Annotated in this window: 19 protein-coding genes and 1 pseudogene; 9 read left to right on the top strand and 11 right to left on the bottom strand. The window is 69.6% G+C overall.

All coding sequences use genetic code 11. The features are described from left to right. Positions 1-32: 32 nt before the first annotated feature. Positions 33-1,022, bottom strand: coding sequence for an NAD(P)/FAD-dependent oxidoreductase (locus AC0685_RS16255; protein WP_478226252.1), 990 nt, complete (start codon positions 1,020-1,022; stop codon positions 33-35). 113 nt (positions 1,023-1,135) lie between these two features. Between AC0685_RS16255 and AC0685_RS16250 the strand changes: the two genes are divergently transcribed. After that, complete coding sequence (locus tag AC0685_RS16250; RefSeq protein ID WP_478226251.1) at positions 1,136-2,533, top strand: class II fumarate hydratase; 1,398 nt, start codon at positions 1,136-1,138, stop codon at positions 2,531-2,533. Here AC0685_RS16250 and AC0685_RS16245 read toward each other — a convergent pair. Continuing rightward, the gene (locus tag AC0685_RS16245) at positions 2,530-3,111 is read right to left on the bottom strand and encodes a TetR/AcrR family transcriptional regulator (RefSeq protein WP_478226250.1); all 582 of its coding nucleotides are present in this window, start codon (positions 3,109-3,111) and stop codon (positions 2,530-2,532) included. The two genes, AC0685_RS16250 and AC0685_RS16245, sit on opposite strands and share 4 nt — an antisense overlap. Here AC0685_RS16245 and AC0685_RS16240 point away from each other — a divergent pair. Further along, the gene (locus AC0685_RS16240) at positions 3,110-3,610 is read left to right on the top strand and encodes an SRPBCC family protein (protein WP_478226249.1); all 501 of its coding nucleotides are present in this window, start codon (positions 3,110-3,112) and stop codon (positions 3,608-3,610) included. The two genes, AC0685_RS16245 and AC0685_RS16240, sit on opposite strands and share 2 nt — an antisense overlap. Here the strand turns inward: AC0685_RS16240 and AC0685_RS16235 are convergent. Continuing rightward, positions 3,608-4,438: pseudogene (locus AC0685_RS16235) on the bottom strand (DMT family transporter); the annotation flags it as partial. The gene AC0685_RS16240 and the pseudogene AC0685_RS16235 sit on opposite strands and share 3 nt — an antisense overlap. Positions 4,439-4,630: 192 nt before the next feature. Between AC0685_RS16235 and AC0685_RS16230 the strand changes: the two are divergent. After that, a complete protein-coding gene (locus tag AC0685_RS16230) occupies positions 4,631-5,473 on the top strand; it encodes a helix-turn-helix transcriptional regulator (RefSeq protein ID WP_478226248.1) in 843 nt (280 codons plus the stop codon). Between the two features lie 128 nt (positions 5,474-5,601). Further along, positions 5,602-7,113, top strand: coding sequence for an ATP-dependent DNA ligase (locus tag AC0685_RS16225; protein WP_478226247.1), 1,512 nt, complete (start codon positions 5,602-5,604; stop codon positions 7,111-7,113). Between the two features lie 70 nt (positions 7,114-7,183). Here AC0685_RS16225 and AC0685_RS16220 read toward each other — a convergent pair whose 3' ends face one another. The 3 genes from AC0685_RS16220 to AC0685_RS16210 all read right to left on the bottom strand — a co-directional run bounded on the left by AC0685_RS16220 (position 7,184) and on the right by AC0685_RS16210 (position 8,895). Further along, positions 7,184-7,561: a hypothetical protein gene (locus tag AC0685_RS16220; RefSeq protein ID WP_125791894.1), complete on the bottom strand. Its 378-nt coding sequence runs from the start codon at positions 7,559-7,561 to the stop codon at positions 7,184-7,186. Beyond that, a complete protein-coding gene (locus AC0685_RS16215) occupies positions 7,558-7,992 on the bottom strand; it encodes a hypothetical protein (protein WP_478226246.1) in 435 nt (144 codons plus the stop codon). The genes AC0685_RS16220 and AC0685_RS16215 overlap by 4 nt, the downstream gene beginning before the upstream one ends. 87 nt (positions 7,993-8,079) lie before the next feature. Continuing rightward, positions 8,080-8,895 (bottom strand): NBR1-Ig-like domain-containing protein, encoded by an 816-nt coding sequence (locus AC0685_RS16210; protein ID WP_478226245.1) that lies wholly within the window; start codon positions 8,893-8,895, stop codon positions 8,080-8,082. A 116-nt stretch (positions 8,896-9,011) separates the two neighbouring features. Here AC0685_RS16210 and AC0685_RS16205 point away from each other — a divergent pair, with 116 nt between their 5' ends. Then, complete coding sequence (locus AC0685_RS16205; RefSeq protein WP_478226244.1) at positions 9,012-9,767, top strand: Pr6Pr family membrane protein; 756 nt, start codon at positions 9,012-9,014, stop codon at positions 9,765-9,767. On the opposite strand, the gene AC0685_RS16200 is transcribed toward AC0685_RS16205, so the two are convergent. Next, a complete protein-coding gene (locus AC0685_RS16200) occupies positions 9,711-10,940 on the bottom strand; it encodes an NADH:flavin oxidoreductase/NADH oxidase family protein (RefSeq protein ID WP_478226243.1) in 1,230 nt (409 codons plus the stop codon). The genes AC0685_RS16205 and AC0685_RS16200 overlap by 57 nt on opposite strands. Before the next feature lie 74 nt (positions 10,941-11,014). Next, positions 11,015-11,311: a YybH family protein gene (locus AC0685_RS16195; protein ID WP_478226242.1), complete on the bottom strand. Its 297-nt coding sequence runs from the start codon at positions 11,309-11,311 to the stop codon at positions 11,015-11,017. Here AC0685_RS16195 and AC0685_RS16190 point away from each other — a divergent pair. Beyond that, entirely contained in the window at positions 11,310-11,651 is a 342-nt protein-coding gene (locus AC0685_RS16190) for a winged helix-turn-helix transcriptional regulator (RefSeq protein WP_478226241.1), read from the top strand. The genes AC0685_RS16195 and AC0685_RS16190 overlap by 2 nt on opposite strands. On the opposite strand, the gene AC0685_RS16185 is transcribed toward AC0685_RS16190, so the two are convergent. Then, a complete protein-coding gene (locus tag AC0685_RS16185; RefSeq protein ID WP_478226240.1) occupies positions 11,631-12,107 on the bottom strand; it encodes a DUF309 domain-containing protein in 477 nt (158 codons plus the stop codon). The two genes, AC0685_RS16190 and AC0685_RS16185, sit on opposite strands and share 21 nt — an antisense overlap. Positions 12,108-12,142: 35 nt before the next feature. Between AC0685_RS16185 and guaB1 the strand changes: the two genes are divergently transcribed. Then, on the top strand, positions 12,143-13,582 hold the full coding sequence (gene guaB1 / locus AC0685_RS16180; protein WP_340687096.1) for a GMP reductase: 1,440 nt from the start codon (positions 12,143-12,145) through the stop codon (positions 13,580-13,582). A 52-nt stretch (positions 13,583-13,634) separates the two neighbouring features. Here guaB1 and AC0685_RS16175 read toward each other — a convergent pair whose 3' ends face one another. Further along, positions 13,635-14,921 carry a PhoH family protein gene (locus AC0685_RS16175; RefSeq protein ID WP_340688566.1) on the bottom strand — a complete coding sequence of 429 codons (1,287 nt, stop codon included), beginning with the start codon at positions 14,919-14,921 and terminating at the stop codon, positions 13,635-13,637. A 726-nt stretch (positions 14,922-15,647) separates the two neighbouring features. On the opposite strand from AC0685_RS16175, the gene AC0685_RS16170 reads away from it, so the two are divergent. After that, on the top strand, positions 15,648-15,896 hold the full coding sequence (locus AC0685_RS16170) for a hypothetical protein (RefSeq protein ID WP_219148427.1): 249 nt from the start codon (positions 15,648-15,650) through the stop codon (positions 15,894-15,896). A 60-nt stretch (positions 15,897-15,956) separates the two neighbouring features. Here AC0685_RS16170 and AC0685_RS16165 read toward each other — a convergent pair whose 3' ends face one another. Next, a complete protein-coding gene (locus AC0685_RS16165; RefSeq protein WP_061986121.1) occupies positions 15,957-16,733 on the bottom strand; it encodes an isoprenyl transferase in 777 nt (258 codons plus the stop codon). 131 nt (positions 16,734-16,864) lie between these two features. Between AC0685_RS16165 and trhA the strand changes: the two genes are divergently transcribed. Next, positions 16,865-17,506: a PAQR family membrane homeostasis protein TrhA gene (trhA, locus tag AC0685_RS16160; RefSeq protein ID WP_037342457.1), complete on the top strand. Its 642-nt coding sequence runs from the start codon at positions 16,865-16,867 to the stop codon at positions 17,504-17,506. The last annotated feature ends 10 nt before the right edge of the window (positions 17,507-17,516 follow it).

The raw sequence follows: 17,516 nt of genomic DNA, 5'->3' as shown, positions 1-17,516 counted from the left end.
TTTTGCGATGAAAGGCCCCTTCATCGCACGCGCTACTCCGCGTTGCTCGAGTGCCCCGGGAACAGATGCGCGTCCGGGTCCAGCATGACCGCGATGTTGTTCACCGCCGTCGCCGCTTCCCCGAACCCGGTCGCGATCAGCTTCACCTTCCCCGGATACGCCGCGACGTCGCCCGCCGCGTAGACCCGCTCCCGCGGGGTCGCCATGGTCGAGTCGACGGCGATCGCGCGATGGTCGATCTGGAGCCCCCAGCTCTCGATCGGCCCGAGATCCGCGGTGAAACCGAGCGCGGCGACGACCGTGTCGGCGCGCAGGATCTCGGGTTCGGCGCCCTTGACCTGGATCTCGACCTCGGCCAGCGTGCCGTCACGGTCGAGGAACCGGGTGACCTCGGCGTCGGTGACGATCCGCACGCCGAGTTCCCGCGCCTGCCGCACGATCGACTCGGCCGCACGGAACTTCGCGCGCCGGTGCACGAGGGTGACGCTCGCGGCGACCGGGTGCAGCGCGAGCACCCAGTCGAACGCCGAGTCCCCGCCGCCGACGACCACCACGTGCTGCCCTTCGTGTGCCTTCAACGAGGGCACGAAATGGACCATGCCGCGGCCGAGCCAGCCATCGCCCGCGGGCAGCGGCCGCGGAGTGAACTCGCCGATCCCGGCGGTGATCAGCACCGCGCCGGCGCGCAGGACCTGCCCGCCGTCGAGGGTGATGGTGACGCCGCCTTCGACGCTTTCGAGTTTCTCGGCCTTGCGTCCGAGCAGATACGCGGGCTTGAACGGCGCCGCCTGGTCGAGCAGGCCCCGCACCAGGTCGCGGCCACGGACCTCGGCGAACCCGCCGACGTCGTAGATCATCTTTTCGGGGTACATCGCGGTGACCTGGCCGCCCGCTTCCGGCAGTGAATCCACGACGGCCATCGAAAGGCCGCGGAATCCCGCGTAGTAGGCGGCGAAAAGCCCTGTCGGACCTGCCCCGATGATGACGAGGTCGTACGACGTTTCCCCAGCGGACTCGCTCATTCGGCACTCTCCCGGCCGGTGGTGGGCGGCGTGATCGAGAACACAATCGATCCTAGCGCTCGCGTGCCGAAAGACACGGAGCGCGCCGAGAGGCGCTGCGCGAGACTTGAGGTATGGCTGAACAGGAATACCGGATCGAACACGACACCATGGGCGAGGTGCGCGTCCCCGTCGACGCCCTCTACCGCGCGCAGACGCAGCGCGCCGTCGAGAACTTCCCGATCTCCGGCCGGGGCCTGGAGCGCGCCCAGATCCGCGCGCTCGGCCTGCTGAAGGCCGCCGCGGCGCGGGTCAACGCGCGGCTCGGCGTGCTGGACGCCGAGGTCGCCGAGGCCATCGCGAAGGCCGCGGACGAGGTCGCCGAGGGCAAGCACGACGCGCATTTCCCGATCGACGTGTTCCAGACCGGTTCCGGGACCTCGTCGAACATGAACGCCAACGAGGTCATCGCCACGCTCGCGTCGAAGGCGCTGGGCCGCGACGTGCACCCGAACGACCACGTCAACGCCTCGCAGTCCTCCAACGACACCTTCCCGACGACGATCCACGTCGCCGCGACGGAGGCCGTCCTGTCCGACGTGATCCCGGCGCTGGAGTACCTGGCCGCCGCCATCGAGACGCGCGCGGGCGAATGGGCGGACATCGTGAAGTCCGGCCGCACACACCTGATGGACGCCGTGCCGATCACCTTCGGCCAGGAGGCGGGCGCGTGGGCGTCGCAGGTCCGGTTCGGGGTCGAGCGGCTGAAGTCGGGGCTGCCGCGGCTCGGTGAACTGCCGATCGGCGGGACAGCGGTCGGCTCCGGGCTGAACGCGCCGGAGGGCTTCGGCGCGGCGGTCTCGCAGGAACTGGCTTCGGTGACCGGACTCCCGCTGACCGAGGCACGCGACCACTTCGAGGCGCAGGCGACGCAGGACAGCGTCGTCGAGACGTCCGGGCATCTGCGCACGGTCGCGGTGTCGCTGAACAAGATCGCGAACGACCTGCGCTGGCTGGGTTCCGGCCCGCGCACCGGGCTCGCCGAACTCGCGCTGCCGGATCTCCAGCCGGGTTCGTCGATCATGCCGGGCAAGGTGAACCCGGTGATCCCGGAGGCGACGCTCCAGGTGGTCGCCCAGGTGATCGGCAACGACGCGGCGGTGGCCTTCGCGGGCGCGGCGGGCAACTTCCAGCTCAACGTGAACCTGCCGGTGATCGCGCGCAACGTGCTCGAATCGGCGCGGCTGCTCGCGGCCGTCTCGCGACTGCTGGCGGACAAGGTGTTCACGGGTGTGACGGTGAACGCCGGCCGCGCGCGCGAGTACGCCGAGGGCTCGCCGTCGATCGTGACGCCGCTCAACAAATACATCGGCTACGAAGAGGCCGCCGCCATCGCGAAGCAGGCGCTCAAGGAGCTGAAGACGATCCGCGAGGTCGTGATCGAACGTGGTCACGTCGCGAACGGCAAGCTCACCGAAGCCCAGTTGGACGAAGCCCTCGACGTACTCCGCATGGCGCGCGGAGGCCGCTAAGCGCCGAGAGCGACCACGGCCGCGTGGAGCGGTGAGGCGAGCGAAGCCGCCAGCCCACCCGAAGGCGGTGTCTCGGCGAACAGGTGCAGCCAGGTCAGCACCGGGCCGAGCAGGATCGCGTGCACGAGGGCCGGATCGGGCCGTCGCGAGAGTTCCCCTCTCGTGACGGCCCGATCGAGCATCTGGACCAGATATCCGCGTTCGCGGCCGAGGAACACCTCGCCGAACCGCGTTTCCAGCGCCGGATCCGCCCGGACGTCGGCGAGCAGCGAAGGCAGCGCCTGCCGGAGTTCCACACCGTCCAAAGAGGACTGGATCACTTCGAGGACCGCGGACACGTCACCCCGCAGCGAGCCGGTGTCCGACGGCGGTTCGAGCTCGACGGGATGGATCACCGCCGCGAGCACGAGCTCCGCCTTGGACCGCCACCGCCGGTACACCGCGGCCTTGCCGACGCCCGCGCGCGCCGCGACCGCGTCGATCGTGCAGCGCTGGTAACCGGACTCGGTCAGCAACGCCCGCACGGCCGCGCGGACCGCGTCGTCGATTCCTTCTTCCCTCGGCCTGCCTCTCGCCATGACCCCAGTTTACGAGACTGACAGTTCCGTATATCGTCCGGGTATGACCTGGACCAGGACCTCCCGCGAAATCCTCCCCTGCCCGCCGTCCGCGCTCTGGGCGCCGCTGGCCGACCTCACCCGGTGGCCCGACTGGGATCCCGACCTCGCCAGCGTCGAACTGCACGGCCCCGCCGCGGTGGGCTCGACCGGTTTCCTCGTACCGGACGGATTCCGCGGCCGCGTGCACTCACGGGTCGCCGAGCCGTTCACGATCACGTCCCTGACCGAGCACCGCGAGATCGCCTTCCGCCAGCCGATTCCCTTGGGTGCCATGGAGCTCGTGCTGAACCTGACCGAGGTCGACGGCGGGACCGAATTCGTCCAGAAGGTCACCTTCGGCGGGCCGCTGCGCTCGGTCATGGTCGCGATCATCGGCGGCGACGTCGTCAAGCACTTCGACGTCAAGTGCGCCAGGCTCGCGAAGCTCGCGGCGGCGCAGGCCGATCACGACGCCTGAGGACACCAGCGCGACCCCGATCACTTGGGAGAAGCGGAAATCCTGCATGCCCAGCAGGAGCGAGACGGCGAGGCCGGAGACCGGCATCAGCCCGACCAGCACCCCGGCCCGGTCCGCGCCCAGTGCCGAAACCGCCGAGTACCAAAGAAGAAACGCGATCGCGGTGACGACGACCGTCAGGTAGCCGAGCGCGATCAGTTCACGCCCGTCCGGCCACGCCCAGGCGCCGGACGGGTCGGCGATCGTCCCGACGACCGCTCCGCCGGCCCCCGCGGCGAAACACCCCCAGGTCGCGGTCGCCAACGGCCCGAGCCTTTCGAGCACGCCGACGGCGAGCAGCGTGAAGAGCGCTTCGCACACCATGGCCAGCGCCGCGAGCACCAGCCCTTGCCAGCGCGCCGCGCCGCCGCCGGAGAGCACGGCGATCCCCAGGCCGGCGAGCACCGCTCCGGTCACCGGCGCCCACGAGGGCCGCTTCCCCTTGGCCAGCGGGCCCGCCAGCGCGAGCACGAGCGGCGTGCCGCCGAGGAACGCGGCGACCAGACCGGGTTCGGCGTAGCGCTGCGCGAACAGCAGGCAGGCCTGGAACCCGATCATCCCGGTCGCCGCGAGGGCGATCAGCGACGGCACGTCGCGCGCTCCCGGCAACGGCAGCGGGCGCCCGCTCAGCCGCGCCCACGCCAGCAGGAGCACGCCCGCCAGCGCGTACCGCAGCGCCTGCCCGGTGATCACCGGGTACCCGTCGAGCATTCCCGTCACCGGCACGGACGCGCCGACGATCAGCACCCCCAGTACGCCGATCGTCACGCCTCTTCGTTCGTTGTCCATACCTTCACGGTGGCCGCTTTTTGGACCGAACCGAAGAGCCAAATCATGCTTGATCGACCGGACCATAAGTGCGCCGAAGGGTCCGTGAAGGCCGGGTCCCCGCCGACGTCGCGAAAGCCACAGCACGCCCTCACCAGCCTGGGTCTGTCAGGACCAGGCACGCATCCCTCGCGTTCCGGGATACTCGACGCCATGACCGAGACGGCCGAACTGGGCGACTTCCTCAAGGCACGAAGGGCCGCGCTGGACCCGGCGGACCTCGGCCTGCCGACGGGGTTCAACCAGCGGCGAGTCGCCGGGCTGCGGCGCGAAGAGCTTGCGCAGCTGGCCGGGATCAGCGTCGACTACTACACGCGCCTGGAGCAGGGCCGGGCGCGCAACGTGTCCGACTCCGTCCTCGAATCGCTGAGCCGCGCGTTGCGGCTGCATCGTGACGAGGAGGCCTACCTGCGCAATCTGGCCGCCCCGAAACGCGAACGCGCCGCACGGCCGCGGGCGCGGCGGATCCGGCCGGAACTCCAGCCGATGCTGAACGCGATCCAGACCCCGGCGCTCATCTTCGACCGCTACGGAGACGTGCTGGCCTGGAACTCGCTCGGCTCCGCGCTGTCCTTCGACTTCGCCACGCGGCCGGCGGGCGAGCGCAACATCCCGAAGATGTTCTTCCTCGACGAACACGCCCGCGAGCTGCACCCGGAGTGGGAAACCGTGGCGAAAGAGATCGTGGCGAACCTGCGCTCCGAAAGCGGGAAGTATCCGGACGATCCGCGCTTCGCCCAGCTGGTCGGCGAGCTCTCCCTCGGCAGCGAGGCGTTCCGGAAGCTGTGGGCGAAGCACACCGTGCGCGAGAAGGCGCACGCGTGGAAGCTCGTGATCAACCCGATCGTGGGTGAACTCCGGCTGCGCTACGAGACGCTCCGGCTGCCCGACGATCCGGGCCAGGCCCTGGTGATCTACACCGCCGAGCCCGGCTCCGACAGCGAACGCGCGCTCCGCTTGCTCGCCAGCTGGGTCGCCGATCCCGCGCACGCCTGAGCCCACTTGGCGCCAAGGCCGTGAAGGCCTCCTTCCCTACCTTGAAAGTAGGCAAGGAGGCCTTCACTACGTCGCCGCCCGAGCCCGCTCGGCGCGAAACTGTCGGTGCCCGGGTCCATGATGGACCCATGTTGCTCACCGAGGTGGTGACCGCGTCGGCCGAACTGGCCGCCACGAGGTCCAGGAAGGCGAAGATCGCCACCCTGGCCGCGGTCCTGCGCGCCGCGGGCGAGCTGGAACTGCCCGCGGTCATCGCGTTCCTCACCGGCCAGCCGACACAGGGCCGCATCGGCACCGGCTGGCGGACGCTGGCCGAGCTGAAGGCGGCCCCGGCCGCTGAGCCGTCGTTGACCGTCGCCGAGGTGGACACGGCGTTCGGCACGGTGGGGGCGGCGTCGGGTTCGGGGTCGGTGAAGCTGCGCACGGAGACGTTGCGCGCGTTGTTCACCAAGATGACCAAGGAGGAGCAGGAGTTCCTGTTCCGGCTGCTCACCGGCGAGCTCCGGCAGGGCGCGCTCGAAGGGATCATGGTGGACGCCATCGCGGCGGCGGCCGAGATCCCGGCCGAAGACGTACGGCGGGCGTTCATGCTGTCCGGGCAGCTCCCGGTGACGGGCCTGGCGGCCATGACAGGCGGCCAGGAGCGGCTGGCGGAGTTCAAGCTGGCCTTGGGCAGGCCGATCCGGCCGATGCTGGCTTCCCCGGCGGAGTCACTGGACGAGGCGATCACCGAGCACACCGAGGCGCTCGTCGAGTACAAAATGGACGGTGCGCGGATCCAGGTCCACCGCGACGGCGCCGAGGTGCACGTCTACACGCGGACGCTGCGGGAGATCACCGGCAGCGTCGGCGAACTGGTGGATCTGGTGCGCTCCTTGCCCTGCACATCGGTGGTGCTCGACGGCGAGACGCTGGCCCTGACCGACGACGGCAGGCCCAGGCCGTTCCAGGAGACGATGAGCCGGTTCGGCAGCACACGCGAGGAGCAGGTCAAGGCGCTGTTGCTGCGGCCGTACTTCTTCGACTGCCTGCACCTCGACGGCGTCGACCTGCTGGACGCGCCGCTGTCCGAGCGGAACGCCGCCCTGCGTCAGGTCGCGGGCGAGCACGTCATCCCGGGCGAGATCGCGCCCGCCTCGGCCGAGGCGGTGCTGGAAGCGGCGATGGCCGCCGGACACGAAGGCGTGATGGTCAAGGGCCTCGCGTCGCCGTACGCGGCGGGCCGCCGCGGGCGCGCGTGGCTCAAGGTGAAACCGGTGCACACGATCGACCTGGTCGTGCTCGCCGCGGAATGGGGTCACGGCAGGCGCACCGGCACGCTGTCGAACCTGCATCTCGGCGCCCGCGACCCCGACGGCGGGCCGCCGATCATGGTCGGCAAGACGTTCAAGGGCATGACCGACGAGTTGCTGGCCTGGCAGACGAAGACGTTCCAGGAGATCGAGACCCACCGCACGGATTGGGTGGTGCACGTGCGGCCGGAGCTCGTCGTCGAAATCGAACTCGACGGGGCTCAGGTGAGCACGCGATATCCGGGCGGGCTGGCACTGCGCTTCGCGCGCGTAGTGCGGTACCGGCCGGACAAGGAGGCCGCCGACGCCGACACCATCGACACCGTCCGCGGCCTCCTCAAGCCCTGAACTCCCCGCATTTAGTCCTCTGAACGCGGTCCTTGCGCGTGCAACTACCGCGTTCAGAGGACGAAACGCCTCAGTAGCAGCGGTCCGAAGAGATCCGGTAGGTGTAGTTGTTCGACAGGTTGGAGGTCACCTCGAACCGGATCTTGTGATACACCGGCGGCTCCCCGAGCACGCCGTGCTTGACCGTGCGCTCTTTGCCCGGCGCGATCGCCCCGCTCCAGAGGCCCTTGTCGAAGACGTCGTCGATGATCTGGACGAGCATTCCCCGGTAGTCGTGGTTGTGCACGGTGATGTCGATGCTCTGCCCCGCGCTCACCTCGACGACCTTGGTCTTCCCGCCCATCAGCGGCCCGCCCTCACAGACCTTCGACGCCGCCGAAGCGGACGGTGCCATCAACAGGGTGCCTGCCAGCGCGACCGGGACGACGGCGAACAGCTTCTTCTTCATCGGTTCCCCACAACGGTCTTGACGACATTGGACTGGACGGCCAGGTCGAGGCCGATCTTCATGTTTCCCCCGCAATAGGCCTTCTCGCCGTTCTTGAAATGCACCGTCAGATCCCCGGCGCATTCGAACACCTTGACGTCCCAGGTGCGCGTGCCCGGCTTGAGGCAGATCGCGTCCTTCCCGGCCCGGCGCATCCAGCCGTGGTAGCCGGATTCGCAGGTAATGATCGGATCACTGCCCGAAGCGGGCGCCGGAGCCGCCTGTGCGGCGGTGACCGGCAGGAGCGCCACGGTGAGCGCGGCCCCGGCCAGTGCGGCGACCTTGACGTACGGACGCATGGATTCCCTTTCCGCAATTAATGTGAGAGTGTTTCGGAAAATCCCCATCCGGAATTCCCGGACGCCGATGACGTTAAAGGCCACCGAAGCCACTCCGGAAGCGATTCACGACCGCGAAATGGCCATGGCCGACAGATCAATGTCCATGCAGGTCAGCACTTTGACCATCGGCCCGGAAGGTCAAATGACGCGGACCGAGAAGAACACCGCGCGGGTGTTCGGCAGCAGGATGTGCCCTTGTTCGTCGGCCATCTTCCAGTACACCTGGCAATGTCCTGGCCGGTCGGGCGCACGCACCTCGACGGAGACGCGCACGCGCTCGCCGGGCGCGGTCTGCGGGACGGGGACGCGGTCGGGGGTGCGACACTCGCCGGGGTTCCCGAACGAACCGGCGCGGACCAGATAGCGGCCGACCCATCCGACCGATCCCGCGTTGCGGAACTCCCAGATCTTCACGAAGGTCGACCCGGCCGCGACCTCGCTGCCGTCGGGCACGGTCACGTCGGCGACGAATTCCGACGCGTCGCCGGCCGGGGCGGCGGGCTCGGAACCGAACGGCGCGGCGAAGACGAACACCAGCGCCGCGACGAGGACGACCGCCACGGCTCCGGCGAGGAGGAACGCCGTCCGGCGCGAACGCTCCGGCGCGGGTTCGGGCGCCGCGCCGGCGGCCAGCGCGTCGCGCGCGCGTTCCCATTCACCGCGCCATTCGTGCCGGACCTCGTCCTCGTCACCGCCGAGCACTCCGGCGGCCAGCACGCGGACGAACTCCCAGGACGTCTCCCAGCTGGGCAGCCGCTCGCCGCGGGCGGCGGCCGAAAGCGCGGACTTCGACGCGAGCGCGCCGTACTCGTCGCGCATGCGGTCGTAGGAAGGGTCACCGGCGGCCCGTTTCAGCTCCCACAGCCGCCGCGCGAACTCGGCGACGGGTCCGCTGTCCTCCGCCGGACCACGCGCGACCCGTCCGCGGCGTCCGGGCCTCCGCTCGACGTCCATCGCTTCCCACGATATGACCCGATGGCCGGGAAGACCCGGCGGCGTCCCGCCCCGATCGAGTGGCGGCGTGCGGTGGTGACGGGACGTCCCCACCCGATCACCCATAAAGTAGGCGAATGCAGGCTTCCAAGATCGCGCGTGCCTGGTTCGGCGCGACGGCGCTGGTGGTGATCGCCGGTCTCGCCGCCCAGATCCCGGTCTCCGCGGGCACCACCGGCGGCACCTTCCACACCCCGGCCGGACGGGTGGCCAACCTGCTGGCCTTCTTCACCATCGATTCGAACATCCTGGTCGGCGCCGGCAGCCTGCTGCTCGCGCTCGGGGTCGCGGGCCGGTCGACCCTGTTCGGCGTACTGCGGCTCACCGGGCTCGTCGGCATCACCGTGACCGGTGTCGTCTTCCAGGTCGCGCTCGCCGATCTTTACGAACTGCACGGCTGGGCCGTTTTCGCCGACACGATGCTGCACAAGGTGTCGCCGTTGATGTGCGTCGCGGGCTGGCTGCTGTTCGGGCCGCGCGGCCAGTTGTCGTGGCGGATCCTGTGGTGGTCGCTGCTGTACCCGCTGGCCTGGCTCGCGGTCACACTGGTGCGCGGCGCGATCATCGGGTTCTACCCGTACCCGTTCGTCGACCCGGGCATCAACAGCTACGGCGGCGTCGCGTTCAACTGCGTGCTGATCGGGGTGCTGTTCATCGGTCTCGCGGCGGCCGCGGTCGGTTTCGACCGCACGTTCAGCCGACGAGACGAACCCGACGAGAACTGGGACTGGGAGCGCGGCTCCTCCGTTGAGGGTGGCGGCGGGGGCATGGATGGACTAGCCCCGGACCCGCCGGAAAGCGTTGAGCGGATCCGCGACGCCGGCACGTACTAGCGTCCGCACCGCGCCGAGCCGCCGGTCCACCGGTTTCCCGGCGGCCACCCGGTGCATCTGCTGGGTGTGCCACTGGATCTCGAGCAGGCTGTCGGCCAGCCGGATGCCGGTCTTCGGTGCCGTGCGCCGCGCGCGGACGTCCTCGCCGCCCAGCAGGCGCCCGGGCAGCGCCGGGTCGACGATCAGCGGCCTGCCGAGGCCGATGACGTCCAGCGCGCCGGAGCGCAACGCCTCCGCCATGCCTCGCGCGCTGGTGAAGCCACCGGTGACCATCAGCGCGACGTCGGTGACCTGCCGCGCCTTCGCGGCGTAGTCGAGGAAGTAAGCCTCACGGCTGAGAGTGCTCGCCTTGGCGGAACCCATCATGGCGGCCTTCTCGTAGGTGCCGCCGGAGACTTCCAAGAGGTCGATACCCGCTTCGCCCAGTTCGCGAACGACTTCGAGCGAGTCCTCCTCGCTGAACCCGCCGCGCTGGAAGTCCGCGCTGTTGAGCTTGACCGCGATCGGCACCGTGTCGCCGACCTCGGCGCGCACGCGGGCGACCACTTCCAGCAGGAACCGGCGCCGCCGGAGCGCGTCACCGCCCCAGCCGTCGGTGCGCCGGTTGGTCAGCGGCGACAGGAACTGCGAGACGAGATAGCCGTGCGCCCCGTGGATCTGGACGCCGGCGAACCCGGCGTCGACGACGGTCCGCGCGGCCACGCCGAACCGGTCGATGATCGCTTCGATCTCGTCGACGGTCAGCGCTCGCGGCGTCGCGAACACCGAGCGGATGCCGCGGTCGCCGAACGGCACCGCCGACGGCGCGACCGGCTGACGGGACAGGAAGCGCGGGCTTTGACGACCGGGATGGTTGAGCTGAACCCACAGCCGGGACTCGGTCCCGTCGGCCGACCGTGCCCACGGCTTGAACTCGGTCGCGTCCGGCTCCCGAGGGACCGCGACGTTGCGCGGTTCACCCAGCGCGGTCGGATCGACCATGACGTTGCCGGTGATCAGTGTCCCGGCACCGCCTCGCGACCACGTCCGGTACAGCTCGGCCAGTTCGGCGGTCGGCCGGTTGCGGCGATCGCCGAGTTGCTCGCTGAGCGCGGCCTTGGCCAGCCGGTTAGGCAGGATCGCGCCACACCGCAGTTTCAGCGGTTCGGCCAGCAGTTCTTTGGGCTCGCTCATCCGCGCTTCCTCCCGCCGTTACCTACTGAGCAGTATCCCTACTCGAAGTAACATACTCGCGGTATGTCGAGCACTCAAGGTGTGCCGACACCGAAGGGGTTGTCGATCACGTAGCGCCAGAGCCCGTCCTGGCCACGCCTCGCGATGACCCAGTCGACGATCAGCAAGGCCAGGTCACCGGCCACGCGCACCTGACGCGGAGTGACCTTGACGGGCTTCCCGAGCGCGAGGATCCCGCCGTTCGCGGCCCGGCGTTCCGCGCCGCTCACCCACGCGCCGTCCCGGCGGACGAACACGGCGTCCGGCTCGTAGACCGTGTCGAGGATTTCGACGGGGTCGGCGGTCAAAGGCACACTGAGGGACTGCGTCATGCGGACAGCGAAACCGACCGCGAAGCAGGTCACCGAACGGAAACCTTCGACGGCGAACTCGTCCCGGACGCCCGCGGCCGGACGCGGAGGCCGGAGCCGGACCGTCCGGTCGAGGTCGCGCTCGCCTAGCGACCTGCGCACGGCGTTGCCCGGTTTGTCCGCGAAGGTGCTGACAGAGCGCCTCGGCGACCTGACCGCGCGCCGCCTCGCCGTCCGAGAGGAACTGCCGGGCTTCCCGAGCCGGACCAGCTATCGGCTCACCGAGGCGGGACTCTCGCCGCGGCCGCTGCTGATCGAGCTGTACCGCTCGGGCTCGGCGCTACAGGCCCTCACGCAGTAGGCGCGGCGCGACCGGCTCCACCCGCGCACGCACCTTCACCTCTTCAGCCATGGTCCGCGCCCAAGCCTGCAAACCCGGGATGTCGATCCCGTGCGGCCGGGCCTCGCGGAAGGGCTCGATGTTCTCGGCGCCGCGCTCCAGCAGCGAGGCCGCACCGTTCCCGTTCCCCCTGGCCGCGTGGGTCAGGCCCACGGCGAGCTGCGCGAGCCCGCGCCACAGCTCGCGCTCCGGCCCGTCGGTGGACTTCCACGCGTCCTCGAACACCTCGTGCGCGTGAAACGGGCGGCCCGCGTCGAGCAGGCGCTGCGCCTCGGAAACGGTGTCCTCGGGGCTCCGTTCGATGCCCTCGGGCTGGCGTTCGACACCGTCGGCGCCGTACGGAAGCGGCCTGCCGAGACCATCCCGCGGGCGCGCGTTGCGGGCTCGTCCGGCTTCGTCACGGTCCCGGTCGGTCATGCCGACAGTGTCCCACGCGGGTATCCTGGGGCCTCGTGCGCTTTCTCGACGGGCATCGGCCCGCTCACGACCTGACCTACGACGACGTGTTCCTCCTGCCGAACCGGTCGGACGTGGAGTCCCGTTTCGACGTCGACCTGTCCACTGTGGACGGCACCGGCGCGACGATCCCGATCGTGGTGGCCAACATGACCGCCGTCGCGGGCCGCCGGATGGCCGAGACGGTCGCCCGGCGAGGTGGGCTCGTCGTCCTGCCACAGGATGTCGACGTGGCCGCGGTCGCCGACATCGTCAGCTGGGTCAAGAGCCGTCACACGGTGTGGGACACCCCGCTCGTGCTGACCGGCGGAGACGCGGTGGCCGACGCGCTGAACCTGGTCGGCAAACGCGCCCACGGCGCCGTCGTCGTGGTGGACGAGGACGGCAAGCCCGTCGGCGTCGTCGACGAAGCGGCTTGCGCCGGCGTAGACCGCTTCGCGCGTCTCGCCGACGTCGCGGAGCCCGCGGTCGTCACGGTCCCGCTGGACACGCCGCCGCGTGAGGTGTTCGAGCGCCTGCACGACCACGGAGGCCGTCTCGCGCTCGGCATCGACGAAAACGGCAGGCTCGCCGGCGTCCTGACCGAGATCGCGGCGCTGCGCGCGGAGATCTACACCCCGGCCGTCGACGACGGCGGCAACCTGCGCGTCGCCGCCGCGATCGGCGTGAACGGCGACGTCGCGGCGAAGGCCGAGGCCGTCCTCGCGGCGGGCGTCGACGTGCTGGTCGTCGACACCGCGCACGGCCACCAGGAGAAGATGATCTCGGCGCTGAAGGCCGTCCGGTCGGTGAACCCGCGAGTCCCGGTCGTCGCCGGGAACGTGGTCACCGCCGAGGGCACGCGCGACCTGATCCACGCGGGTGCGGACGTCGTCAAGGTCGGCGTCGGCCCCGGCGCCATGTGCACGACCCGGATGATGACCGGCGTCGGGCGCCCGCAGTTCTCCGCCGTCGCCGAATGCGCCGCGGCGGCGCGCGAACTGGGCAAACACGTCTGGGCGGACGGCGGCGTGCGGCACCCGCGCGACGTCGCGCTGGCGCTCGCCGCGGGCGCGTCGGCGGCGATGGTCGGCTCGTGGTTCGCGGGCACCCACGAATCCCCCGGCGACCTGCGCTACGACGAGCAGGGCAAGCCGTACAAGGAGTCGTTCGGCATGGCGTCGAAGCGCGCCGTCGGCGCCCGCACGCGCACGGACAACGTCTTCGAACGCGCCAAGAAGGGCCTGTTCGAAGAGGGCATCTCGGCGTCGCGGATGGCGCTGGACCCGGCTCGCCCCGGCGTCGAAGACCTGCTCGACTCCATCGGCTCCGGTGTCCGCTCCGCCTGCACGTACGCGGGCGCGCGCACGCTGGAGGAGTTCCACGAACGCGCGCTGCTCGGGATCCAGTCCGCCGCCGGCTTCGCGGAAGGACGCCCCCTGCCCTCGGGCTGGTGAAACTCCGGGGAGTCCACTTAGGACTGTCCCAAGTGGACTCCCCCGGTTCCGGCTACCCGTGGTCCTCCAGCATCTCCGTGACGAGCGCCGCGATCGGCGAGCGCTCGGACCGGGTCAGCGTGATATGCGCGAACAGCGGGTGACCCTTGAGTTTCTCGATCACCGCCGAAACGCCGTCGTGCCGCCCGACCCGCAGGTTGTCGCGCTGCGCGACGTCATGCGTGAGCACGACCCGCGAAGCGGTGCCGAGCCGTGAGAGCACGGTCAGGAGCACGTTGCGCTCCAAGGACTGCGCCTCGTCGACGATGACGAACGTGTCGTGCAGCGACCGGCCGCGAATATGGGTCAGCGGGAGCACCTCGAGCATGCCGCGGTCGAAGACCTCGTCGAGGACGTCCTGGCTGACCAGCCCGCCGAGGGTGTCGAACACCGCCTGCGCCCACGGCTGCATCTTCTCGCTCTCGGAACCGGGCAGATAGCCCAGATCCTGGCCGCCGACCGCGTACACCGGCCGGAACACGACCACCTTGCGATGCTGGCGGCGTTCCATCACCGACTCCAGCCCCGCGCAGAGCGCGAGCGCCGACTTGCCCGTGCCCGCTCGTCCGCCCAGCGAGACGATGCCGACGTCGGAGTCCAGCAGGAGATCCAGCGCCACCCGCTGCTCGGCCGACCGGCCGTGCAGCCCGAACGCCTCCTTGTCGCCCCGGACGAGCCGGATCCGCTTGTCCGCGGTGACCCGCCCCAGCGCGCTCGAACTGCCCGCGAGCAGCCTGAGCCCGGTGTGACAGGGCAGTTCACCGACCTCCGGCATCCCGAATTCCGCCGGATCCACGGAAGACCCGCTGAACAGCGCGTCGACCAGGGTCTGCGGGACGTCCACGTCCGCCATCCCCGTCCAGCCCGAGGGCGTCACCTCCTGCGCGCGGTACTCGTCGGCTTCGAGGCCGACGGCGCCCGCTTTGACACGCAAGGGAATGTCCTTCGTCACCAGCGTGACCGACGCGCGTTCCGCCGCCAGGTTGAGCGCACAGGCGAGGATGCGGTGGTCGTTGGAGTCGGTGCGGAAGCCGACCGGGAGCACCGTGGGGTCGGAGTGGTTCAACTCCACCTGCAGGGTGCCGCCGTGCTCACCGATCGGGATCGGCGCGTCGAGCCTGCCGTGCTGACGACGCAGGTCGTCGAGCATGCGAAGCGCTTCGCGCGCGAACCACCCCAGTTCGGGATGGTGACGTTTCGCCTCCAGTTCACTGATGACGACCAGCGGGAGCACGACCGCGTGTTCGGCGAACCGGGTCACCGACCAGGGGTCAGAGAGCAGGACCGACGTGTCGAGCACGTAAGTGGACCGCTGGGATTCGGGCGAGATCGAGGCTTTCTCCGGGCCAGGGGCACCGGTCGAAGAACGGCCAGAGGCCTTGCGGGGTGAACGCTGCGCAGTCACGACGGCATCTCCCTCGTGGGCGTGGCACCACGCCCGCACTCGCTGGGCCGGGCACTTCCCTGGCTAACCGTTCCTTCCGACGTCTTTCACGTCAGTCGGCACGGCCACGAGGGCCGGGTGCCGGCCCCCTCGTGCATCCACTGGGCGGCTGTGCCGCCCTGTCGACAACCGCCACGACCAGGGCCTCCCGTGAGAGTCCGCATGGGACGCGAACCCTCACTTCCGGAAGGTACCTGCGTCCGGCCGATCGCGCAGGCAGCCACCACGGTGATTCGCCAAACCGTCATCTCACTGTCGGTCGCATGACATCAACGCCTGGTCACCGTCACGGTGTGTAGTGATGATCTCCATTCAGGGACGCTCGTCGACGTGACCCGGAAGGATTAACGCGACACAGGGCGTTCACCTGATGAGACGGAGGGTTCTACCACGCATCGTGGCGGGACGCATTTTGTGCCCGAGACAGAGAACCGGACCGAGTGAAACGGGCCTTTCATGCCTCACACAATGGGCTTACGAGACGGTCACAAATCCTGAATAGCGAGTAATTTTCTCACTGCGGGACACCCCCACCGGATTCGGTGCCCCCGATCCCTGAACATCTCTACCAAGGAGTGCGAAGTGCTGAAGAAGGCTGGTTTCGTTTCCGCCGTCGCCGCGGGCATCATGATGGTCGGCGGGACCGCGTTCGCCGCCACCGGTGACACCTCGGGCACCCCGGACCCCACGTTCGGCGACGCCTACAACACCTTCATCGAGGGCGGCGGCGCGCTGGGCTACGGCGCCGCTTCCCTGGTCGCCGGCGCCTACACCGGTGTCGCCACCACCCCGGCTCTGATCCTCCACTCGCTGGAGCACCACCACCACTGATCTTCAGTGTCGACGTCGAAGGCCCCGGAGTGCACGCCGGGGCCTTCGTCATGTCTCCGGTCAGGAACCGAAGCGCCGGTGCCGCCACGCGTAATCGCGCATGGCGCGCAGGAAATCGACCCGGCGGAACGCGGGCCAATACGCTTCGGTGAACCAGAATTCCGAATGCGCCGATTGCCAGAGCAGAAATCCGGAAAGCCGCTGCTCACCCGAGGTGCGGATAATCAGATCCGGATCCGGCTGGCCCGAGGTGTACATGTGTTCGGATATGTGGTCGACGTCCAATATCTTCGCGAGCTCGCGGATCGAGGTGCCCTCGTCGGCGTGCTGGAGCAGGAGTTTGCGGACCGCGTCGGCGATCTCCTGACGCCCTCCGTAACCGACCGCGACGTTGACCTCCATCCCGGTGCGCCCCTCGGTGCGCTCCGCGGCCGCGCTGAGGGCCTTCGCGACCTCCGGGGGCAGCAGGTCGAGCGCCCCCACGATGCGAAGCCGCCAAGGCGTGTGCGGCGCGGCGAGTTCGTCGGTGACGTCGGTGATGATCTTCAGCAAGGGGCTCAGTTCCTCGGCCGCACGGCCGAGGTTGTCCGTCGAGAGCAGCCACATGGTGACGACCTCGACGTCGGCCTCGTTGCACCAGCTCAGGAAGTCGGCGATCTTCTTGGCGCCCGCCCGGTGCCCGTCGGCGACGTCGGTGAAGCCCGCTTCGCGCGCCCAGCGGCGGTTCCCGTCCAGCATGATGGCGATGTGGCGTGGATGGCGCCCCTTGGCCTGCTGGATCAGGCGCCTGCCGTAGGCGCTGTACACGACGTCTGACAAGAAGGACCGAAGACTCACGCCAGTGGAGAGTAGTCACCTCGCGGGCCTCAGTGGGACGCGCCACGGACACTGGCGAAAAACCTACGGTGCCGTAACCTGGGTGAGTGAGCGTAGTGACCGAACCCCGGCCGTCCGGCCCCGCGCCCGTAGTGGACACGCGTCCTCGGTTGCGTGGGCACATCCACTTCTGGTCCTTCTTCGGCGCTGTCGCCGGAGCCGCGACCCTCATCAGCCTCGCGGCGTCCACAGTGTCGGGTATCGCCGCTTTGTCCACTTCGGTCTACGGCCTGACCGTCCTCGGCGTCTTCGGCGTCAGCGCGCTGTACCACCGTCGCTTGTGGAGCCCACGAGCATACGAATGGATGAAGCGCGCCGACCATTCGATGATCTTCCTGTTCATCGCCGGCACCTACACGCCGTTCACCCTTCTGGCGATGTCCCAGCCGACCGGGTACATCGTGCTCGCGATCGTGTGGGGCGGCGCGATCGGCGGCGTCACACTGAAGATGCTGTGGCCGAACGCGCCACGCTGGCTCGGCGTGCCGATCTACATCGCGCTGGGCTGGGTCGCCGTCTTCGTCCTGCCGGAACTGGCCACGCACGCCGGTGTCGCGGCGCTCGTCCTGCTCTGCGTGGGCGGGCTGTTCTACACGCTGGGCGCGGTGTTCTACGCGGTGAAGTGGCCGAACCACTTCCCGGACACCTTCGGGTACCACGAGTACTTCCACGCCTGCACGGTTCTCGCCGCGGTGTCCCACTACATCGCGATCTGGCTGGCCATGTACGCCTAGCCAGGTCGTG

It is taken from the genome of Amycolatopsis sp. NPDC043889 (assembly GCF_056435645.1).
This window is presented reverse-complemented; position numbering and strand designations above follow the sequence as displayed.